18 protein-coding genes are annotated in these 21641 nt (G+C 45.8%); 4 read left to right on the top strand and 14 right to left on the bottom strand.

The annotated features are described in order from the left end of the window. Positions 1–117 precede the first annotated feature (117 nt). From I592_RS15920 to I592_RS15885, 8 genes are all read right to left on the bottom strand, one after another. Positions 118–585, bottom strand: coding sequence for a PTS sugar transporter subunit IIA (locus I592_RS15920; protein ID WP_010778661.1), 468 nt, complete (start codon positions 583–585; stop codon positions 118–120). Positions 586–736: 151 nt separating this feature from the next. Continuing rightward, positions 737–1846 carry an ABC transporter ATP-binding protein gene (locus I592_RS15915; RefSeq protein ID WP_010778662.1) on the bottom strand — a complete coding sequence of 370 codons (1110 nt, stop codon included), beginning with the start codon at positions 1844–1846 and terminating at the stop codon, positions 737–739. Between the two features lie 24 nt (positions 1847–1870). After that, on the bottom strand, positions 1871–2740 hold the full coding sequence (locus I592_RS15910) for an ROK family protein (protein ID WP_010778663.1): 870 nt from the start codon (positions 2738–2740) through the stop codon (positions 1871–1873). Between the two features lie 7 nt (positions 2741–2747). Further along, positions 2748–4196: a glycoside hydrolase family 32 protein gene (locus I592_RS15905; RefSeq protein WP_010778664.1), complete on the bottom strand. Its 1449-nt coding sequence runs from the start codon at positions 4194–4196 to the stop codon at positions 2748–2750. 3 nt (positions 4197–4199) lie between these two features. Beyond that, positions 4200–5027 (bottom strand): carbohydrate ABC transporter permease, encoded by an 828-nt coding sequence (locus tag I592_RS15900; protein WP_010778665.1) that lies wholly within the window; start codon positions 5025–5027, stop codon positions 4200–4202. Then, positions 5027–5977, bottom strand: coding sequence for a carbohydrate ABC transporter permease (locus I592_RS15895; RefSeq protein ID WP_010778666.1), 951 nt, complete (start codon positions 5975–5977; stop codon positions 5027–5029). Before I592_RS15895 ends, I592_RS15900 begins: the two co-directional genes overlap by 1 nt. Before the next feature lie 13 nt (positions 5978–5990). Beyond that, positions 5991–7271, bottom strand: coding sequence for an ABC transporter substrate-binding protein (locus tag I592_RS15890; RefSeq protein WP_010778667.1), 1281 nt, complete (start codon positions 7269–7271; stop codon positions 5991–5993). Positions 7272–7285: 14 nt separating this feature from the next. Further along, the gene (locus I592_RS15885; RefSeq protein ID WP_010778668.1) at positions 7286–8722 is read right to left on the bottom strand and encodes a glycoside hydrolase family 32 protein; all 1437 of its coding nucleotides are present in this window, start codon (positions 8720–8722) and stop codon (positions 7286–7288) included. Between the two features lie 159 nt (positions 8723–8881). Between I592_RS15885 and I592_RS15880 the strand changes: the two genes are divergently transcribed. Further along, entirely contained in the window at positions 8882–9907 is a 1026-nt protein-coding gene (locus tag I592_RS15880; protein WP_010778669.1) for a LacI family DNA-binding transcriptional regulator, read from the top strand. 125 nt (positions 9908–10032) lie between these two features. Here I592_RS15880 and I592_RS15875 read toward each other — a convergent pair whose 3' ends face one another. Then, entirely contained in the window at positions 10033–13023 is a 2991-nt protein-coding gene (locus I592_RS15875; protein WP_010778670.1) for a YhgE/Pip domain-containing protein, read from the bottom strand. 150 nt (positions 13024–13173) lie between these two features. Between I592_RS15875 and I592_RS15870 the strand changes: the two genes are divergently transcribed. Continuing rightward, on the top strand, positions 13174–13791 hold the full coding sequence (locus I592_RS15870) for a TetR/AcrR family transcriptional regulator (RefSeq protein WP_010778671.1): 618 nt from the start codon (positions 13174–13176) through the stop codon (positions 13789–13791). A 122-nt stretch (positions 13792–13913) separates the two neighbouring features. Here I592_RS15870 and I592_RS15865 read toward each other — a convergent pair whose 3' ends face one another. From I592_RS15865 to I592_RS15845, 5 genes are read right to left on the bottom strand one after another with little or no spacing between them, the layout of a single operon-like run. Next, positions 13914–14276, bottom strand: coding sequence for a cupin domain-containing protein (locus I592_RS15865; RefSeq protein ID WP_010778672.1), 363 nt, complete (start codon positions 14274–14276; stop codon positions 13914–13916). 15 nt (positions 14277–14291) lie between these two features. Next, positions 14292–15446 carry a glycerate kinase family protein gene (locus I592_RS15860; protein ID WP_010778673.1) on the bottom strand — a complete coding sequence of 385 codons (1155 nt, stop codon included), beginning with the start codon at positions 15444–15446 and terminating at the stop codon, positions 14292–14294. A gap of 23 nt (positions 15447–15469) precedes the next feature. Further along, positions 15470–16423: a D-2-hydroxyacid dehydrogenase gene (locus I592_RS15855; RefSeq protein WP_010778674.1), complete on the bottom strand. Its 954-nt coding sequence runs from the start codon at positions 16421–16423 to the stop codon at positions 15470–15472. An 18-nt stretch (positions 16424–16441) separates the two neighbouring features. Next, positions 16442–17344, bottom strand: coding sequence for a sugar phosphate isomerase/epimerase family protein (locus tag I592_RS15850; RefSeq protein WP_010778675.1), 903 nt, complete (start codon positions 17342–17344; stop codon positions 16442–16444). Between the two features lie 30 nt (positions 17345–17374). Then, complete coding sequence (locus tag I592_RS15845) at positions 17375–19051, bottom strand: thiamine pyrophosphate-dependent enzyme (RefSeq protein ID WP_244265197.1); 1677 nt, start codon at positions 19049–19051, stop codon at positions 17375–17377. Between the two features lie 170 nt (positions 19052–19221). On the opposite strand from I592_RS15845, the gene I592_RS15840 reads away from it, so the two are divergent. Together I592_RS15840 and I592_RS15835 are read left to right on the top strand one after the other, a co-directional pair. Further along, positions 19222–19980 (top strand): IclR family transcriptional regulator, encoded by a 759-nt coding sequence (locus I592_RS15840; protein WP_010778677.1) that lies wholly within the window; start codon positions 19222–19224, stop codon positions 19978–19980. A 40-nt stretch (positions 19981–20020) separates the two neighbouring features. Continuing rightward, entirely contained in the window at positions 20021–21640 is a 1620-nt protein-coding gene (locus I592_RS15835; RefSeq protein ID WP_010778678.1) for a PucR family transcriptional regulator, read from the top strand. Position 21641: the final 1 nt, after the last annotated feature.

Here is a 21641-nt window from a genome sequence, read left to right as displayed (position 1 = left end):
ACTTATGAAACCCGTTACAATCCTTCGCTGGCGCTTTGGACCCAAGTCCAAGAATAGGAACCAAAACTAGAAAATATCTGTTTTTAATAACGAGTTTCAAATAAAGATCCACATTTTCTATTTGAAGAGCAGCACGGTTGTCTTCCCAGCCTCTACTTTCTTCAAGTCTGTCGGTATCTCCAACGATCGCCCGTTGGCATCTGTTACAATGAAAATCACCGTATCTTTCAATCCAGCATCCTTAATGACCTGACCATCAAACTTGAGCAGCGGCTCCCCTTTCTTGATCGTTTGACCTTCCTTCACAAAAACAGAAAAGCCTTGATTTTTTAAGGATACGGTGTCGATTCCAACATGGATCAAGGCTTCGCACCCATTTTTCAAACGCAGCCCTATCGCATGACGCATGTCCGTATTCGCACTGATCACCTCTCCGTTAGCAGGGGCGACGATTGTCTCAGTGGTCGGCTCAATAGCAAATCCTTGACCCATCATCTCACTGGAAAATACATCGTCTTCGACCTCACTCAACGCCAGAAACTGTCCGCTAATCGGGGCATCTATTTTTTCTTTTTTCCAAAACATGAACTTCCTCCTTTCAGTCTTTGTTCTAACTGTAAAAGGTTGCTGCAAACGATTCAATAGTAGCCACTCCTTATGGACCTAAGTCCAGAATCAGGGACAAAAAAACAGCGTTTCTTCTCATTTTTCAGAGATAAAACGCTGGATTTCATTATTATGGCAGTTTGATGACTGCTTCGGTTTCTTTATCGAAGAAATTTCCTTTGTTTAGATCAAAGGCTAAATCGACAGAGGTTCCCGGTTCATGGAAATTTCTCGCATCCACTTTTGCCACAAACTCGGTGTCACCGATGACGGAATAAAGCATCGTTTCTGCCCCTAGCAGCTCTGAAACGACCACTTGCGCACGGACGGTTGATTGAGGGGCAGTATCAAGAGCGATTTGTTCGCCATGGATGTCTTCTGGACGAATCCCAAATATCACTTTTTTTCCTTCATAGCCTTTTTCTTTTAATACTTTATTCTTCCCTTCAGGTATCCGCAGCTTTAAGCCATGATGATTCGTCAGCACCCCATCTTTCAATGTTACGTGAAAAAAATTCATTGCTGGCGAACCAATAAATCCTGCCACGAAAACATTCACGGGCGTGTTATAGACTTCTTGCGGCGAGCCGACTTGCTGGATCACGCCGTCTTTCATGATGACGATTCGGTCGGCCATGGTCATTGCTTCGGTCTGGTCATGGGTCACGTAAATCGTTGTCGTCTCTAACCGTTGATGCAATTTGGCGATCTCGGCACGCATCGAAACTCTCAACTTAGCATCCAAATTCGATAATGGCTCATCCATCAAAAAGACTCGTGCGTCACGGACGATCGCTCTTCCAAGAGCAACACGCTGTCTTTGTCCACCAGATAGCGCCGCTGGTTTTCGATACAAATAGTCTGAAAGCCCTAATATTTCGGCGGCGTTTTCGACTCGTTTCGCGATTTCACTTTTATCGTATTTACGAAGCTTTAAGCCAAACGCCATGTTATCAAAAACGGTCATATGTGGGTACAGCGCATAATTCTGAAAAACCATGGCGATGTCTCGGTCTTTGGGAGCTACATCATTCATCCGCTGACCATCAATCGTAAAATCTCCCTCCGAGATATCTTCTAACCCGGCGATCATGCGCAAGGTCGTGGATTTTCCGCAGCCTGATGGACCAACAAATACAATAAATTCTTTGTCCTTGATCTCTAAATCAAAATCAGTCACTGAATACGTTTTTGCATTGTCGTATTTCTTATGAATATGTTTTAAACTTAGTTCTGTCATATGTGTTCACCCTTTTCTTTCCTATTAAGAATGCAGCTGCTGTTCTTTTGCTAATGCCAGACACCCGTATGTTCCCGCGTTGTCTCCTAATTTCGGAAGCACAAGGTATTGATCGAGTTCTGGTACCTCCACATAATCCTTCAACAATTCTTTGAAGGCTGCCTTCATTTTCTCTAACACTTGGCGTTGCTTCATGACACCTCCACCAAAAATAATGACATCAGGTGAAAGCATTAGTGTCGTATTGTAGGCACATTGCGCAAGGTAATAGGCTTCCAGCTCCCATTGCGCATCTTCTTCACTCAAGTCTTGCCCCTTTTTCCCAGCTCTTTTTTCGATCGCTGGACCGGAAGCCATACCCTCTAAGCAATTTTTATGGAACGGACAATTTCCCTCGTATGTGTCCGCTGGATGTCGATTCACCAGCATATGCCCCATTTCTGGATGGCTGAATCCTTCGATAAAGCGTCCGTATTGCAGTGCGCCGCCCCCGATGCCGGTTCCGATCGTATAATAAACGATGCTCGACCGTCCCTTGCCATTCCCTAAAACAGATTCTCCATAGGCGGCTGCATTCACGTCCGTGGTCCAAGCAACTGGTATAGGAAAAGCCTTCTTCACTTTTCCCACAAAGTCAAACTGCTGCCAGTCCAATTTTGGTGTAGAAGTGATGTAGCCATAGGTTGGCGATTCGTGCTGAATATCAATGGGACCGAATGAACCGATGCCTATTCCTTTCAGCGTTTCTCTATATGGCGAAAAAAATTCGAGGACAGCTTTCATGGTTTCTTCAGGCTTCGTGGTGGGGAAGCTGTCCCGCTTCACGATCTCTAAGTCATCCGTTGCTACCGCACAGACAAATTTCGTTCCTCCTGCTTCGATACTTCCAAACATCTTTCATCTACCCCTTCACAGATCTCTTGATCATTTGTTTTACATTCAGTTCTGTTACTACCACCTGTTTGAGCCGCCCTTTTTCGCTGCAGCTGAAGGAAAAATCGCGAGCGAGCGTGCCTTTGAAAAAGCTATTCACGCTTAATACCGTTCCTTCGTCCTCATCAAAGACTTCTATAGCATATAGATCCAGCAGAATCTTGAGGGTCTTACTTCTACTGGAAAGCGGCAGCGTGATATCCTTTCTTCCCAAAGGATTACCCTCAGAATGGTAACCTAGGTGTTTCTCAATGGTGAACGTGTCTGTCTGTCCTGTTCGTTTATCCTTAAACATCAGCGTGATCGGTGTTTCTCCTGTTTCCAGCGACAATTCGATGAGCGTAGGCTTTTGAATCGTGGAAAAGGACTTTTGGTATCCATCGGTTTGTGTATCATAAATGACCGTCTCTGCCGCTTTCAATTGCGCGATTTCCTTTGGTAATAAAGCGTGCAGCCGATCGTCTTTTCGTATGACTTTTCTTGGTATGCTCATCGCACCACACCAGCTATTTTCTGTTAATTCACCGAAGCCGTTCCACTCATCCATCCATTCCCAACCGTTTTGCCAGCCGATAACATACCGTTCCCCCTCTGGTGTTAGATAGGTCTGAGGCGCATAAAAATCAACGCCATAATCAAGAATGCCCCTCGATTCTACTTGGAATCGCCCCTTCTCGTAATCCAGGCGACCAATCAGATAACTCGAATATTCGCCTTTTATTCCTACTGGTGAAAAGGTCAATACGTCCTTGCCATCTAATTCGTAAAAATCTGGACATTCCAGCATCCACGCATTGGGTTCTTCAAAGGCGACACCCATCAGTGTCCACTCTATAAGATTCTCTGATCGGTAGAGAATCAACTTCCCAACGTTGTCTTGACTAACACCGACAAGCATGTAGAAGGTATGATCTTTTTGCCACACTTTAGGATCTCTAAAATGAGGATTCTTCTTTCCGAGAGAATCGTTTTGAAGGATGGGGTTGTTTTCGTATTTTGAAAAATGCCGGCCGTCTTCGCTCATTGCGACGCATTGCTTTTGGACCAGTTGCCCTGCCGCATTTTTCGCGACGGCTGTATAGAATAGATAAAGCGTGCCTTCGTGTTCTATCGCTGTTCCCGAAAAGCACCCGCCTTCCGGGCTATCTTCGTATACCTCAGAAGGTGCCAAAGCGATCGGCAGCTCCTGCCAAGTGATTAGATCGTGGCTTACCGCGTGGCCCCAATACATTTGATGCCATTTTGTTTGGTAGGGGTGGTATTGATAAAACAGATGATATTCTCCTTTGAAGAAGATCAGTCCATTTGGATCATTCATCCATCCTAACGACGGTGTAAAGTGAAGGATAGGCTGTTGGGAGCTTTTTACGGCCAACGCTCTATTTGTTTCGATATATTGATTTGCTTTGTTCTCCATAAGCTATCCTTTCGTCGCGCCAGCAGTCATGCCCGAAGTCACCCATTTATTCAGCGAGAAGTAAATCAAGATTGGTGGCAAAATGGCGATCGATATCGCCGCGTAGGTCGCGCCCCAATCCACATTTCCAAACGCGCCCACGTAATCCTTTAAGCCCATGGTGATGGTTTTGGCAGAAGAATCGCTGATAAATGTATTGGCAAATATGAAGTCGTTCCAGATCAAAATACTGTACATTGAAGCGATCGTGATCATCGTATTTCTCGCCAACGGTGCGACGATTTGTAAAAAGACCCGATACGGTGAACAGCCGTCTACGATCCCGGCCTCAATCAGTTCATCAGGAACAAAACTGTAGAAATTGACAAACATCATGACAGAGAGCGGCAATGCAAAGCCGACTTGCGGCAGGACCATCGCCATACTGGTATTTAAGATCCCGATTTTGCTATAAAAAATGAACAATGGAATCAGTGTGATTTGGACAGGCACCATGATGCCGAACATGAAAAATGAATAGATCTTTTTGCTGTGTTTATAGCGAAATTTTGATAACGCAAAGCCGATCGTTGCACTTAATACGAGGATCAGCACCAGCGAGATCATGGTGATCTTCAAACTGTTCCACATATAACCGCCTATGACACCGTCTCCCAGCACATTTTTATAATTCTCAAATGTCACAGCTTTCGGCAATGAGAATGGCGTCGTCGATAGTTCTACGGAGTCTTTCAAACTTGCAATGAACAGCCAGATCACAGGGTAGATCTGTATGATCAAAAAGACGATCAATAAAAGGATAAACAAGTACTTTATTGCCTTCTCTTTCATTACGCCACGCGCCCTTCTTTGTTATTTTTGCGTTTACTTAATGCCAGTGCCTGCTTCGCTGCCTTTTTCTGCGCCTTCACATCGTAATTCTCAAATATTTTTCTTAAAATAAAGATGATCAAGACACTTTCTATAATGATAAAGACGGCCAAGGCGCTCCCATATCCATATTGGTTATTGGTAAAGGCCTGTTTGTACATATATGTGGACATTAATTCGCTTGCATTCCCTGGACCGCCGTTTGTCAGCAAGTAAGGAATATCAAACCCTCTCAGAGCACCTGTCAAGCACATCGTAAAGGTGAGCAGCAGAATGTCTTTGATCATGGGAATCTTGATTTTGAAGAGGATTTGTAGTTCTGTAGCGCCATCGATTTTCGCTGCTTCATACACCGATTCATCTAATGAGACGAGGGCTGCATAAAAGATTACCATATACATTCCGATGAAGCGCCAGCCTTCGGGAATCGAGACGGCACCTAGCACCGTATTCAAATTCGTCAACCAAGAAGTCGCCAGTCCTCCTAACCCTACTGCCGATAACATCTGATTCAGCAAGCCTTCTGGCTGTGTTGAATAAATACTTCTGAAGAGTTGCGCGATGGCGACTGTCGTAACGATACATGGAACATAATAGAGCGTCTTGACTAAATTCGCCCGTTTTTTCAAGTACGTCAGCAGTACCGCAAATAGTAACCCAATCGACAATTGAATAATGACAACAATAACTAAATAAATTAAATTATTGATTAATGCTTTATAAAACACCGGGTCTTGAAAAAGCCGCTTGTAATTATCCAACCCAACAAATTGTTGCGGAGTGATGCCGTTCCATTTAATAAAACTTAAACGAAGCGACTCCGTGATTGGATAAAAAACAGAGAGCAGATAGAACAGCAAGCCAGGCATCAAAAAAACGAAAAATGCTTTCTTATCACGTAAAACACCCATATTTTCCCCTCCATTATTGATCTGTGACGTTCACTTTGATCGAATCATCGATCATTTTGACAAAATCTTGAATTTTCATGTCTCCCGATCCTACAAGCAGCAAGTTGTCCTGAACGATCGTATTCGTTGAAGAATCCAGATAGGTATCCCATGGCTTCATAAATTGCTCCCCGGTATTGTCCATATCTTTTCGGATTCTCAAATACAAACTTGAATAATCGACATCTTTTGGCAACTCCGTTTTAATTGGAGACATCTGCATTTTCTTCGTGTATATATCTGCATAATGATCCAGCACATAGAGGAGGAAATCCTTCGTCTTTTCATCGAAAGTTTCTGCGTTGAAGGCCATACCGATTCCAGAGTTTACACAAAATTCATTGGCTGCTGTCACACTGTCCTTCGTTGTCGGCATATAGAAATAATCAATTTCGCCCGCGTCGTATTTCTCCTGCATGGCGCCAATCTCCCAGTCACCGATATAATACATCGCTGATTTTCCATCTAAAAACATGGATTGTGCTGTCGCGTAATCGGTGGCAGAAAACCCTTCATTGAAGTATTGCCCGATCTCTTTTACAAACTTGACTGAATCAACACCCGTTTGACTAGACATTTTTTCTTTTCCTTGACTCAGATTCTCAATAAACTGATTTCCTGTTTGTCTGAAGGCAGGCATCGCCAAATAGCGTTGAACTGGCCAGCGATCGATCCCATCTACAGAGATTGGCGTCACCCCTGCTTCTTTCAGTTTTTTACATGCCGCTAACCATTGATCGAAGGTTTTCGGAACACTGATTCCGTGTTGAGAAAACAATTTTTTGTTGTACCAGATCATTTCGACATGGTATTCCAGTGGGAGCGTGTACATCGAACCATCCGAAAATTCTTGGTATTTTAATGCTGTCGGGTAAAAGTTCTGATAGTAGTCGTTCTTTTGCAGAAATTTTTTCATATCTACGAGCTTCCCTGCTTTGACAAGCTCTTTTGCGTAAAGGTCTGGATCGGTGTCAATGATATCCGGCATGTTGTTGCCGGCAACCAATGTTTTTAATTTCTGTAAATACGAAGGTCTGTCTGCCGTGGTTTCAAAATCAATTTTCCACTTCCCGCCTTTCTCCTTGCTGTACTGATCGGCGATTTCCCGCATGGTCTCGTCGATTGCCCCGCCGACTGGTCGAGAAGTCAGCCATTTGACCGTCGTAGTGGAGGTATCTTCTTTTTCCCCTCCACAGGCTGTTACCATAAAAAGAACGCCTAAAAGACTAACCAAAACTCCAACTTTTCTTATCATGGAAGAAACAACTCCTATTCTTTTATCTCGATCTCATGCAACACTACTTCCCCTTGAACCACGTAAACCCCTACTTTTTTTCCGCTGTGATTGTATAATCTCGTCGATAACGCAATTTCGTCGTTCACATAGACGACACACATACTTCTTTCTCGCAACACGCGGACACGATAGCGTGACGCTTTCGGCAGAAGCCGGCTTGTCTCCACTTGATAGGGAATATCTCCTTTGATCTGCCACTGATACTCGCCCTTTTCAGCTCGCGGCCACAGATCCCACGCGATCAGCTGTTGTTCCGGTAGCATCCGTAGGAAATAGCCCGTTTCCATCCCTTCATCCACATGAAGGGCAATTCCAAACTCTTTTGCCTTCAAAACATCAAAATCCACTGTCACTGAAAAGGTGTCGGATGGACTATCGAACAGCATGGCTCCTAACGTGTCGCTTGCGACCTTGTTTTTATCATTACTATGATCATTATAAAAGACTGGTGCGGATATCTCCGATTTTTCTTCAAAGAATTCGCCAACCGAATCAATCATCACAGCCTTCAGTTCACCAGTCTGAGGATTTTGGATCAATTCATGGAAAATCATCGTTCCTCCCCAGTCCCAGGGACCAAAGTCCGTCTCTCCTTCTTTTGTCGCGACCCAGCCAAAGGCAATTCTTCTTTCTCCATCTGAAGCTGTTTTGATCGCATAGTTGGCACGTGTATCAAACACGTCGTCTGCTGGTATGATCCACGGCCCCTCTAAGCTTTTTGCGTAACGATAATGTGTCGTAAAGCGGTCTGAAAATGTTGAAAATACTAAATACCAGTACTCCCCCATCTTAAAGACCTCTGGACATTCCATCGTGATGTACATCTTCGGATCATAGAATGGTTCGCAATATTCCCAAGTCTCCAAATCCTTTGACTTCGACAAAGAGATGCAGCCGCCTCTCAGATCTCCCGCCCCTTGACGTCTAGATGCCAGCAACATGAAGTAGCATTGCTCCTCCTCTACCCAAAAAACGAAAGGATCGCGCCAGTCAAACTCTTCATAGATTTTCCCGTCAGACGGAAATAGAAAATTCGGGTCTGTCTCGAGCTCGTACAAGCTTTCGCCGACCGCTTTCATGACTAGCTGGACGCTCTTTCCATTTACAAAAGGCTTGTTCTCATTAAAAGCAGTATAAAAAGCATGGTACTTGCCTTGTGCGTCTTTAATGATTGAACCTGTGTAATTATTGAGGTTGTAAGATTCCTTCGTTCCCCGTTTGATTGCTTCTCCTTGATAATCCACCTGGACAAAGTCTTTGGTTGTCGCCAAATGCCACGTGGTTTCTTCTGCATATTTCCCCTCGATGATTCTTGGATCATGCAGATAATACGCATAAAATGTTCCATCTTCATAATACGGGATCAAGTCCCCCACCCACGCATTCTCCGGTCGATAAAATAAACTCATTCAGCATCTCTCCTAAACTTAATTGATCATTTAACACCCTTAGAATAATTTTGGTAGCGCTTAATCACAAGCGTTTTTCACTTTTTTGTGCATTTTCGTGCAAATAAATATTGCTTTTATGTGCATACGGTGGGTATACTGCCTGTGGGAGGGTGAAAAATGAAATGTACGATCAATGATATTGCTAAAGAAACCGGGTATTCAAGAAATACTGTTTCAAAGGCGCTCAAGAACGATCCTCAAGTATCTCAGCGAACAACGGAGAGCATTATAAGAAAAGCCGAATCCATGGGGTATTTTACGAAGGAAGAACGGACAGAATACAAGATCGATCAGGGAAATATCTTGTTCCTGAATATCAATCATGCAAACGATTCTCAATTTTGGAGCAATGTCTTGACGGGGATCGAAATGGTCCTTTCCGAGACGAATTACCAGTTGACGATCGCAACGTTATCGAAAGAGGATATCGAGGAGGGGCGTTTGCCCGAGGCGGTCTACAGTTCGAATACAAAAGGCATCATTGTGGTCGAAATGAATTTTCGACCGGTTTGGGACAAGTTATTGGAGACCCACCTTCCGATCGTCACGGTGGATGCGCCAAAAAATCCTAATTATTTGATTGGAAAGTGTGACATTGTTATGATGGAAAATCATTCCAATGTTGAACGGATCACTGAATTACTCATTCAAAAGGGCTACTCGGATTTTGCCTTTATTGGCGATTTGTATTCACCTAATACAGGACTTGGTTTTATGGAGCGTTATTATGCCTTTTTCAATACGCTGAAAAAGCATGAACTGGAAATCAACAGTCACGCTTCGATTCTCAAGGATACAGACACGATTTTCGAGAATTTTGAGAAAATCAAAGAATTGCTCAATTCCATGAAAAAAGTGCCGGATGTCTTCTTGTGCGGGAATGACTGGCTAGCGATCCAATTGATCTACGCCCTGCAAGCGCTGGGTCATAGGATACCGGACGATGTCAACGTGATCGGATTTGATAATATCCCGAACTCCGAGCGGATTTTGCCGGGCTTGACTACCATCGACACGCCGAAAATCTATTTGGGTAGAAAAGCGGCGCATCTCATTATGGACCGCTTGATCGAACCTGACATTCCCTATTCGATCTCAAAATACTCCACAAAGCTGATCCTAAGAGAATCTACAGCTATCTAGGAACCAAAATAAGCAGCAAAAAGGCCCAATCGTAAAGATTGAGCCTTTTTCTGATTCATAAAATAGATAGCACTTCTCCTGTCCTATTCATTCCATAATGAAGGAACTCGGATTCTTTATTATATTTAAGACCATTCTTCTTCAAAGGTCACAGGATTCTTCCGTTTTTTCGTAAAGAACAGGATCATCAAGACATTGCTGATAAGCAACAAGGCTATAAACAGCAAGGTTTCTGACAGCATGGACCCGCCGATGGAGATGCCTTCACGCAATGCTCGGATCGAATACGTCATCGGCAAGAAGGGATTGACGGCTTGGTAAAAATGTCCGCTCAATTCGATCGGGTACGTGCCGCCGGATGCGGCAAGTTGCAGGATCATGAACAGCAGCATGACGAAAGAACCGACTTTTCCTAAAAGCAAATTAAACAGTGTAACGATCGACATAAAGGTCATGGAGACTAAGATACTGAAGGCGACGACTTTGACGGGATGCAGGACATCCATCCCAAGCAATCCCATTAACGCGGCGTCCACAAGCAAGGCTTGTGCGATGCTGACTACTGCCAGGATGGATGCTTTACTTGCCCACCAGGCCAGACCTGTCGTTGGTTTTTTCTTCGGTTTGAAGGCATCAAAGAGCAGGTTGAAGGTGACGGTTCCGATAAACAATGCCACTGACATCATGTAAGGCGCCATCCCTGTCCCATTGTTTGCCAGTTTGTCTGGGTCATTATGAGTGGTACGGATCGGCTGAGTGATTGCGTTTGCTCCCGTCTTCCCTGTGTTGAGCTGACCGATTTCCTTTGAGCCAGACGCGAGTTGATTGGTCAAGGTGCCTAGTCCTGTCCCCACGGTCCCTAAGGAATGGGTCACTTGATTTTCACCTGCCGCTAGTTTTCCGCTACCCTCTGCGATTTTTTGTGAACCGTTTTGTAGCTGTTGCGCACCCGCTACGAGTTGTCCGCCATTGGCAGCCAATTGTCCGGTGCCTTGGGTCAATTGCTGCGAGCCGGCATGCAGGGTATAAATCCCTGTGTTCAACGCTGGAATGTTTTGGTTCAACTGGTTCAATCCAGTGGTGACTTGTTGAGCGCCATTGACTAGACTTGGAGACTTTTCGGTCAACTGCTTGGCACCGCTGGTCACTTTTTTCGATCCGTCCGCGAGTTGCTGGACGCCGCCGGTCACTGCTGGAACATTTTCTTTCAATCCAGCCGTGCCTTGAGCGAGTTGATTTGCCCCCTTCGACAGTGGTTGTCCTTTTTCAACTAACTGCTGAGTGCCTTGAGAAACACGGTTGCTTCCTTCAGCCAAGTGTTGAATACCGGCTGTAAGTGCCGGGATGTTAGCGTCTAATTGTCCGACACCGTCATTGATCGCCTGTGCGCCAGGTGTGAGCTGGTTGCCAATGGTATACATGCCATTAATCATGTTTTTTAATCCAGGGGTCGCTTTTCCGCCAGCTTGAGCGAGTTGATCCGCCCCTTGTTTCAACTGACTGATTTGATCGACAGGTATCCCTTGGAGTGCTGCCAACGCCGTGCTCAGTTTCGTCAACGATTGTTGCTGCGCAGCGAGTTGTGCCGTTAATTGGCTCGTATCGATGGACAACTGATCGATCGCGGTCAGCGTTTGGCTATTTTGCGCCTGCATCGTCGAAAGGACGGAGGCTTTTTGTTCGTCAGTCAATGGCACCCCGCTGCTAGTCAACTGTGCAACGACCGCATTGGCGTTGGTTGTCAAATCGGTCTGATAGCTTTGCTTCAGCGTTTGCTTCGTTTCCTCCATCTTTTGCGTCATACTTGAGGCACTGGCGGACAATGCTGCAAGCTGGTCCGACAGTTCCTTGACTACGCCTGTTAGCTGACCAGCATTAGCCAATCCTGAAAGATCCATTGCTCCGAACGCCTGTGACACTTGAGAAATGTAGCTGTTCACACTGTCCGTGTAAGTGAGTAATTGGTTCTTTTCTTCTTCGGATAGTTGAACATTTTGCAGCCCAGCGACGATTTTTTCAGTTCCCTCATGGAGAGCATTGACTTGTTGGGGCAATTGTTCTGTTTGTGCAGCGAGTTGTTGTGCGCCATCGGAGACTTTTTTAGCCCCCGTGTTTGCAGCGGTAACCCCCGCCACATACTGATTGATGCCCCCATTCAAACTAGCTGATCCTTGCGCCAACTGCTCTGCACCCTGTGATAAAGCTGGAAGCTTTCCATTTAACTGTCCAAGCCCTGAGTCTAGTGCTTGGGAGCCTGTCGCAACAGACCCGACCCCGGAAGTGTATTGACTGATTCCATCCGTCAGTGATGTTGATCCCGCTGACAAACGGCTGACGCCATTCGCTAATTCAGGTCCTTTTTCAGCAAGCGTGCCGATTCCTTGATCCAGTTTACCAGCACCTTCATTCACTTGCATCGCACCTGCGACATACTGCTGCAGCCCCTTCGTCAGCGTCTGGCTGCCATCGGAAAAGGTCAACGAACTGTTAGATAACGTTACTAAATTCGTAGAAATCGTTTGGGTAGCCTCCTCCAGCTTCTTCGTGCCCTCGGATAATTTCTCTCCGCCAGTAGCCGCCTTTGCCATTCCTTGACCCGCATTTCCGAAATTGCTCAAGACGACCTCCGTATACATTTCCGTCACTTGACTGGAGACTTGATCCTTCAATGCCGTGATCGCTGAAGCGGACATTTTTGACGCGGTCAGATTCGACCCTTGAGATGTCTGATAGTCAATCACCATTTGCTTAGGATGTTGACTCAAAAGTGACGTCGCATCCTTCGAAAATGCTTCAGGAATCGTCACGATCATATAATACTTCCCTTTTGAGATCCCTTTTTCGGCCTCCTCGCTGGAAACCCGATGAAAGTCTAAAGGTTTTTTCTTTAACAGATTGTCTGTCACCTCTTTGCCAAGATCAAGGTCTTTCCCTTGATAAGAAACGTGCTTGTCTTGATTCACGATCGCCACCGGCAATTGATCCACCTTGCCATAGGGGTCCCACAACGCACCCAAAAAAATCAAATTGTACAGTGCAGGAATCAACGCGATCGCACCTAATACGATCAAGAGAAATTTATTTTTTAACAGCGAACGCCATTCTGCTCGAATCATTTTTTCTTCCTTCTTTCCTTCTATCCATTTTCAATCCTGAAAAATAAATAGACAACGTGTTGATTTGTTGATTGGGAAATTATATAATCGTCGTGAAAGCAAGTCAACCAACAGTTGTTTGAAAGGTGTTGATTTGAAAGGAGAATATTTATGGCGGAGCAAAATACGAAAAAAACCAAAACCAAACAAAAGATTTATCAAGCCCTTATCCAATTGTCCAAGCACAAGCCCGTGAGAGAGGTCACCGTCTCTGAGATTTGCCGCACCGCGTCCATCAATCGCTCGACCTTCTATCTGCATTACCAAGACATCTCTGACCTTATTTCAGAATTTCGTCAGACAAATATTTATGATTTTATCGACAGCGTCAAAGAAAAAAAGCTGCACCCGCAGACGATCGATCTCTCCGACAGCCCGACGACCTTTATTGATTACGAAGACCTAGTCAAGACCATTCAGCACGCCCAAACAGAAAAAGATATCGTGTCGATGCTCTTAGGAAAAAACGGCGACCCCGACTTTGTCAATGAATTAAAAAGTGCGATCCGCAACCTGATCGCCTACCTGCTAAAAGACCATTATCCGCAGTTGCAGGCAAACTTCCCCGATGTCCCCGAAGATTATTTAGAAATCATTCTCTTCGATCCCTCGGCTGAGATCATCATGCACTGGATGGAAAAAGGCATGGAAGAATCCCCAGAAACAATCAGTGCCATCATCTCCTCCGCCCGGATCGTTGGACCGTTGACCCTGCTGCAAGATAAATAGTATCTCACCCGAAACACGCCACAAAAAATGGACGATCCCTCTCTGAGAAGGATCGTCCTATTATCGATCAATGGATGGTTATTTTTCTGTTTCTTTTATGAAGGATCTGCTCTTCAACTTCCTCACTCATGCACGATCAGATCCATAGGGTGTGGACCGGCCACACCGACAAAAATGAAGCGTTCTTCTCCGGTGTTCTTCATGCCATGCTGTTCGCCTGGTCGTGAGATGATCAGGTCGCCTTTCGTGATCGGGATTTCTTCGCCGTAGCCTGGATAGAAGGTGCCTTTTCCTTGAATACAGATCCACAGGTCGTCTGAGGTCGTATGCGAGTGATTGAAGACGGTTTGCCCAGGCTCAAGACACCACAGTGCGCCGGCGGTTTTTTCTGTTTCATAGAAAAAGCTCTTTTTTCCTTCCTTTGGATCAAAACATGCGACGTTTTCTACTTTAAATAGTCGTTCTTCAATGTTTGATTTTGACATACTTTTCTTCCTTTCTTAAAGCGCCTTCATTTTTTGATAAAAGCGAAAGAGCTGTTCGGCTGTTTGTTGGATGCTTTTTAGGGTATTTTCAGGGTACAGCAGCTCTTCTTCTGTTCCTAACGAGTGGAGGATCGAGAAGTAGGCGTCGACGCCATGATCGTTGCATTGGTGAGCATCTTCGGAGGTGCTGCCGGCGATGACGATGAGCGGCTTGTCGTATTTTCGAGTAATTTTCGCTAATGCCGAAGGAACTTTTCCCATCACAGACTGTGCATCGAGTCTGCCCTCTCCTGTTATCACAAGGTCTGAGGCTTTGATTCGCTCGTCAAAGTGTTTTTCCTCGGCCAATCGTTGAAATCCAGGAAGGATCTCCCCGTTTAAATAGGCAAGGAATGCAAAACCCAATCCTCCAGCGGCGCCAGCACCTGCTTTTCGAGAAAAATCTTTATTTAAATACGTTTTGGTCTGCTGGGCGAATTGCTGGAGCAGCCCATCGAAGGTCTCAACCTCCGCTGGCTGCACTCCTTTTTGCGGCCCAAAGATTGCCGTTGCTCCCTGTTCACCTGACAACGGATTCGTCACATCGCTGGCAACAATAAACTGACAGTCTTTTAATTCGATCGGAACGTGGGAGTCCTCGATCTTCGCAATGTGTGCCATTTCACAAATTTGATGAGACAGCGCTTGACCGTCTTTGTCTAGAAAACGGTAGCCTAACGCTTGCAGCATCCCAAAACCGCCATCATTGGTGACACTTCCCCCTAACCCAATCAGAAACTCTCGTTGTCCTTCTTGGACTAGGCGCCGAATCAATTCTCCTAAGCCATAGGTCGTTGCTCGCCATGGGTCTTGTTCTGCCTTTTTGACTAGGGTGATTCCCGATGTCTCAGCGACTTCGAGAATCGCGCGTTCCCCCAACCGACCGTAGCGTGCTTCGATCGGCTTTCCCTGCGGTCCTGTCACGATCGCTGTCTTGATCGAGCCTGACGTTCCCGCCACGAAGGCTTCTACGGTCCCTTCACCGCCATCGGCTACAGGTAAAATATCGATGACGAGCACCTCTTCATGCAGGGATTTCATTCCAGCCTGGATTCCTTTTTTTACAGCTTCGCCAGCTTCCAATGAACTGACGCTCCCTTTAAAAGAATCCATCGCGACAAGTATGTTCATAGTCGGACTCCTTTCGCTTCCTGCTAATTGACGACATTCACAGGTGTTCCTGCTTGGAATTTTTCAACATTTTCTACGGCGATCGCCATCAGTCGTGCGCGTGCTTCCCGAGAAGCCCACGCCATGTGAGGCGTAATGATCATGTTTTTCGCTACTAATAGTGGGTTGTCCTGTTTGATTGGCTCGGTGGACACGACATCCACGGCTGCCCCGCCAACTTTTCCGCTGTTCAAATCATCCCGCAGATCGGCTTCGTTGATCAATTGCCCGCGAGAATCGTTGACGATATAGACACCGTCCTTCATCTTCGCGATCGTTTCCTTGTTGATCAATCCTTCTGTTTCAGGAAACAGCGGACAATGCAACGAGATTACGTCGGATTCACTGAACAATTGGTCCAAGTCCACCATTTTCGCGCCCGCAACGATCCCTTCCGTGTGGCTTCTGTCATTGGCGATGACGGTCATTCCTAGTGCGGCTGCGATCGCACCGACTTTTTGACCGATGCGACCGTAGCCGATGATCCCGATTGTTTTGCCAGCCAGCTCCATCTGCGGCGAATTCCAGTAGCACCAATCCGCATTGGTGGTCCAATCCCCCGCGAAAACGGTCGTAGAATGCTCTCCGATACGGTGGCAAAGTTCTAAAAGCAGGGCGATGGCGTATTGTGCCACGCCGTCAGTTCCGTAGGTCGGAATATTGGTCACGGTGATTCCTTTTGCCTTCGCCGCCTCTACATCCACCACGTTGTAGCCGGTAGCCAAGACACCGATATATTTGAGATTCGTTGTGTGCTCCATGATTTCCTTGGTCAATTGGACCTTGTTCACTAAGACGATCTCTGCGTTGCCGATTCGCTCCACGACCTGATCCTGCGAGGACCGATCGTACACGGTCAAATCCCCTAGTTGTTCCAGTCCTTCCCAGCTCAGATCACCGGGATTTTCTGTATAGCCGTCTAGTACGACGATTTTCATAAGAATCTTCCTCTCCTTTTAGTCTTCCAGTAATGCCCACGCACGCTCAATGACCCGTTTCGTATTCGCGACGATGATGTCTCCATCTTCATCTGGTCTTGGCTGCACTTCAAAGGACAGTACCATCGGGGATTTTTCATCTAAAAAGCCTTCCTGTTTCAATACTTGGAAGAAGTCCAGTAATTCTGGAACATCATTCGCACTGTTTGGATAGCCGAAGCGCGGGTGCAGATCGCCATAAGCCTCGCAGCCCTCTGTCACTACGTTATTACCGATATGCAGATGGGTAATATAGGGCTTGGTACACTGAATGACAAACTTGCTGGTTTCATAGGTCGTTGGAAAATGGGACAGATCCACGATCAGCCCAAAGTTGTTGTGGGTCAAGCAGACATCTGCGGCAAATTGAGCAGCAAGAGGGGCTGGGCCGATCAGGGCACACTTGTCCATGTCATAATCAAAGATTTCCAACTCCACCATCATGTCCTTTTTCGCAGCATAGGTACACAAATTGCGCGTCGTTTTCAGCAATTGCTGATAGGCCTCTTCCTTCGTTCCGGCCGCCCATTTGCCCGAAAGAAAAGCGATCCCTCTCGCACCTAGATATTCTGCTTCATCGATGGCTTCCAGCAAGGTTTTCTCTGCTTTTAGCCGCTCTTCCTCATTAATCGCATTCGGATTTAAGCCGGGGCCCAATAGACGCGGCTGCGCTCCGTAGCATACACGAATGTGGCTTTGTGCCAAAATATCTCGAGCCTTCTTCCGCTCGTCATCGTCTACTACTTGAGTCATCTCGACCGCATTAAAATATGGGTCTCTTGAAATTTTCGTCAAGGTCTCTAGTAGCGGATAGTCCTTCGGCGGATAGCTCATCCATTGAATCAAGCCCATATCGAAATATTTATGAATACTTTCTCTCATTCTTCTTCACTCGCTTTCTTTTGATTGGTGCTACACAAACGACTTCACGTTGTCCAACGCCGTCCCCATGTCGCATAATTGTTCCGGTTTACAGATTGCATCGATCACATACGTTTTATTGGATTGCTTCGCCCGATCGATCGCGCCTCTTAGTTCATCTGGAGTAAATACCCGTTCGCCGACGCAGCCGAAGCCCTCAGCGACTTTTACATAATCCATCGTCCCGTCTTGGTTGTAGGGCATATCGACAGCGTATTCAAAGCCGTAGGCGCCTTTTTGATTTTGACGGATCAAGCCTAGATAGGCATTATTGACGATGATCACGATGATCGGTTTCTTGAAGGCCGCCGCAACGGCGATCTCCTCACCCATAAAGGTAAAGCCGAAATCCCCTAGCACGGTAACAGAGTGTGCAGCTGGATCAGCCACCTTTGCCCCGAAAGCAGCAGGAACTTCATAACCCAAGGTGCCGGCGCCCCCAGATGGCAAATAGCGACGAGCGCGGTTGATCTTTTGCAATTGTCCGCTCCAGATTTGTGTAATGCCGCAGCCGGCGGTGAACATGGTGGCATCATCAAAGGCAGCATTCATCTCATGAAAGACCCGATGCGGCATCATTGGTTTGCTGTCAAAATCGGTTTTGCGAGCCAATTCTTTTCTTGTGGCAGGCAGATCCGCCGCTCGCTGAGAATTAATGGGTTTCACGTTGCGTGCCTTCGCTTCCGCGATCAAGGCGATCAACGCTTCTTTTGCATCAGAAACGATCCCTAGCTCTGGCTCAAAAACTTTGCCGATTTGTCCTTTTTCGATATCGATATGGATAAATTGACGGCCTTCACGGTAAACAGCCAAATTTCCTGTATGGCGATCCGTGAAGCGATTGCCAATGCCGATGACCACATCAGAATCCAAGAAATAGCGATTGCCGATCGGCTGTCCGACTTGAATTCCGGCATGTCCCGCGTTTAATGGGTGCTCTTCCGGTAATCCGCCTTTTGCCATATAAGTCGTGATTACAGGGATTTCCAGCATCTCTGCAAACGCGATTAGCTCTTTTTCTGCATGAGACAGAATCACACCGCCGCCCATAACAATAATCGGTGCGTTAGCTTTTTGGATCATATCCATCGCCTGTTGGATCTTCGCAGCTTCAGGTGTCACTGTCTCTTTGGCTGCCGGCTGATAGTCAGCGATGTCAAAGTCGATGTCCGTCTGTTGGATATCTAAAGGCAAGTCAAGCAGCACAGGCCCGGGCTTTCCATTGCGCATCAGATAAAATGCCTCCTGCATGATTTCTGGAATCTTCTCCGCCTCTAAGACACAAAAGACTTTCTTACAAACGGTTTTGGCAATGCTCTCCATATCAACACATTGAAACGCATCCTGTTTCATCTGCCAGCTATTGGCTTGACCGGTGATGGCAAGAACTGGAATCGAATCAATCTGCGCCGTGTACAGTCCCGTAACAAAATTAGTCGCGCCTGGCCCTGACGTACAAAGTGCCGCGCTGATTTTGTGAGAGGCACGGTAATACCCATCCGCCGCATGCATACACGCTTCCTCATGCCGCATACAAAAATGTTCGATCGGCGCCTCCTCCAGATACTTATAGACTGGATTGATCCCTGCGCCCGGAATGCCGAAAGCATCTGTAATTCCTTCCTTAACCATAATCTGAACGATCGCATCTGCTGCTTTCATATCCATTCCTTCTTCCTTTTTTAATTTCACTATGTGATATTGCGTTTCACTTTATTGCATGTTACCATGTGAGCAATAACCAAACAATGTAACCGATTTATTTTTGTCAGTCGAAAAATCGATTTGTTCAAGTTGGACAAAAGTAAAGCGAAACCGAGTTTTAAAGGAGATAAAAAATGGAAGAAAAACAATTAAAAATCAACCATTCCGTACAAAAAGCCTTTACGATCATCGAGCTGATGGCGGCGGCGGAAGATCCACTCTCCCTCCGCAGCATCTCGACGCAGACGAACCTTCCAAAAGCCACGGCCTTGAGATTGCTCTATACGTTGATGACGATGGGGTATGTCCAGCAAAATCAAGGGAACGCAGACTATTCCCTCTCTTTGAAATTCAAGCTGCTGACCAATGACAGCGACATCAGCCAAGACATCGTCGCCTACGTTCGCCCTTATATGCAGCAGATGTCTAAAGAGCTGGGTGAAGCAACCTGTCTTTCGATTTGTGACAATCAAGAACTGGTCTATGTCGAATCCATCGACAGCCAAGACAACCTGTTGACCGTCACCCAAAAAATCGGAAAGCGGGCGCCGCTGTATTGTACCGGCTCTGGAAAGCTGTATTTAGCAAATATGCCTGCGGATGAGCTGCAGCATTATTTAGACCACACGTCATTGATGCCTCTGACAACTCAGACGAAAGCCACAAAAAAAGAGCTCGCGGCTGAACTCGCCTTAGTAAAAAAACAAGGCTATTCGATCGACGATGAAGAATGCGAGATCGGGGTAAAATGTGTCGCCGTTCCATTACTAGACAAGCAGCGATCGGTTCTTGCGACGATCAGCGTCTCGATGCCGACGATTCGTGCGACAGAGGAAATGCTTCAAGAAACGATCACTCTGCTCACCCACACAGTAGCAACCCTTGAAAAATGATTTTTTGACCCTGGCCCTCAGAAAATAATAGGAGATTACTATGACATCATTAAAAGAAATTTTGCAGACACCAAGATTCTCTGAACTGTCGCTCCTCAACCAAAAGGCTGACCTAGAACGGCCGCTAGATACGATCGAAATTTTTGAAACGCCTGATATTCTTTACTATATTCCGAAAAATGCCCTGCTCGTCACTACAGGCATGGCGTTTTGTGAAGACCCTGACGGACTGTGCACTCTCGTCAAATCACTGGCAGAGCTGCCTTCCGCTGGATTGGCGATCAAGCTTGGCCGTTATTTACCCCATGTGGATGCGCAGGTTTTAGCGTTAGCGGACGACTTGAACTTTCCTATTTTGCAAATCCCTGTCAGTATGCCGTTGGGAGATATCTCCCATAAGCTGTTGAGCTTTTTATGGCACGACCAAACCGAGCAGGTCTTTTTTGCTTTGGAGATCCAGCAAAAGTTTGTCAATTTGATGGTTCATGGCGCCTCTTTTAAGATTTTGATCAAAGAGCTCAGTTCCATGATCCAACAATCGGTCCTATTGATCGATCCTTTTGGGAAGATCGTCAGCTCTCACCTGCAATTTTCAAATTCAGCGGTATTGAAGGATAGAAAAGAAGCCTTCTTAGAAAAAATTCGTGAATGTCAGTTAAAGAAGCAGCGGGAGACGCTGTTATTTGATTTCGCCCATGAAAAGATGCTGATCAGCATTTTCCCTCTTAATTCAGATCGTTACTTGCCCTACATGCTTGTTATCTTCGAGCCCGACAAGCTGCCCTATCCCTTCTCTCAGTTTGTTATTCAGCAGTCCTTGACTGTTTTAACACTAGCCTTGTATAAAGAACAAACTCTGCTAAATGAAAAAAGAGCCGAACGCAGAAATCTTTTGACCTATTTATTAAGCCGCAAGACCTCCTCGGAGGAAGACACAGATTGGCTCCATTACAAAAGGCACTTTCCTAAGCTCAACTCCACTTATTACCGCGTGATTTTTATCCATTCTTTTATAAAAAAGGACCAGCATTATTATGTAAAAGAAATCGATGCACTCATTTATGACTATCTCTTTCAAGAAGTCGAAAAAAAATCTGAGAATATTTTGCTTTTTCCAACAGAGAATCTCAATCAGATGGTACTAGTTCTTCAGAAGAAAGCGGAGATTTTACCGATTTTAGAAAAGCTCCACAAAGAGCTGTTGGGTCTCTTTGATATTTATGCACAATTTGGTATTGGTGATCCTGTTAATAATATCGACCTGCTCCATTTCTCCTACAAGGAAAGCAAGCAGGCGCTGGAAGAATCCGAAGATCGTACGACGTTTGTCTCCTATAATAAGATCCAGGGAATCAAGCGCATCACCGAAAATGTATCCAACGAAGACATGCGCTATTTCTGCATATCGATTTTGAAAAATTTAGCCTATCCTGAGAATGAACAAGACCAAGAGATGAGAAAGACCTTGATGACCTATCTCGATCAGCAATGCGAGATAACTAAAACTGCCGAAATGTTATTTATCCATCGCAATACGGTCAAATACCGCATCAAAAAATGCGAAGAGCTTTTAAACAATAACATCGATCATCCTGAATTTTCTTTACAGCTGCGTGTCGCGTTGTTTCTCTCTGATCCCGAAGCGAAGGACATCGAATAGC

It is taken from the genome of Enterococcus gilvus ATCC BAA-350, from assembly GCF_000407545.1.
Lineage (GTDB): Bacteria > Bacillota > Bacilli > Lactobacillales > Enterococcaceae > Enterococcus_A > Enterococcus_A gilvus.
The sequence above is the reverse complement of the archived record's forward strand: the minus strand, read 5'-3'. Positions and strand labels throughout refer to the sequence as shown.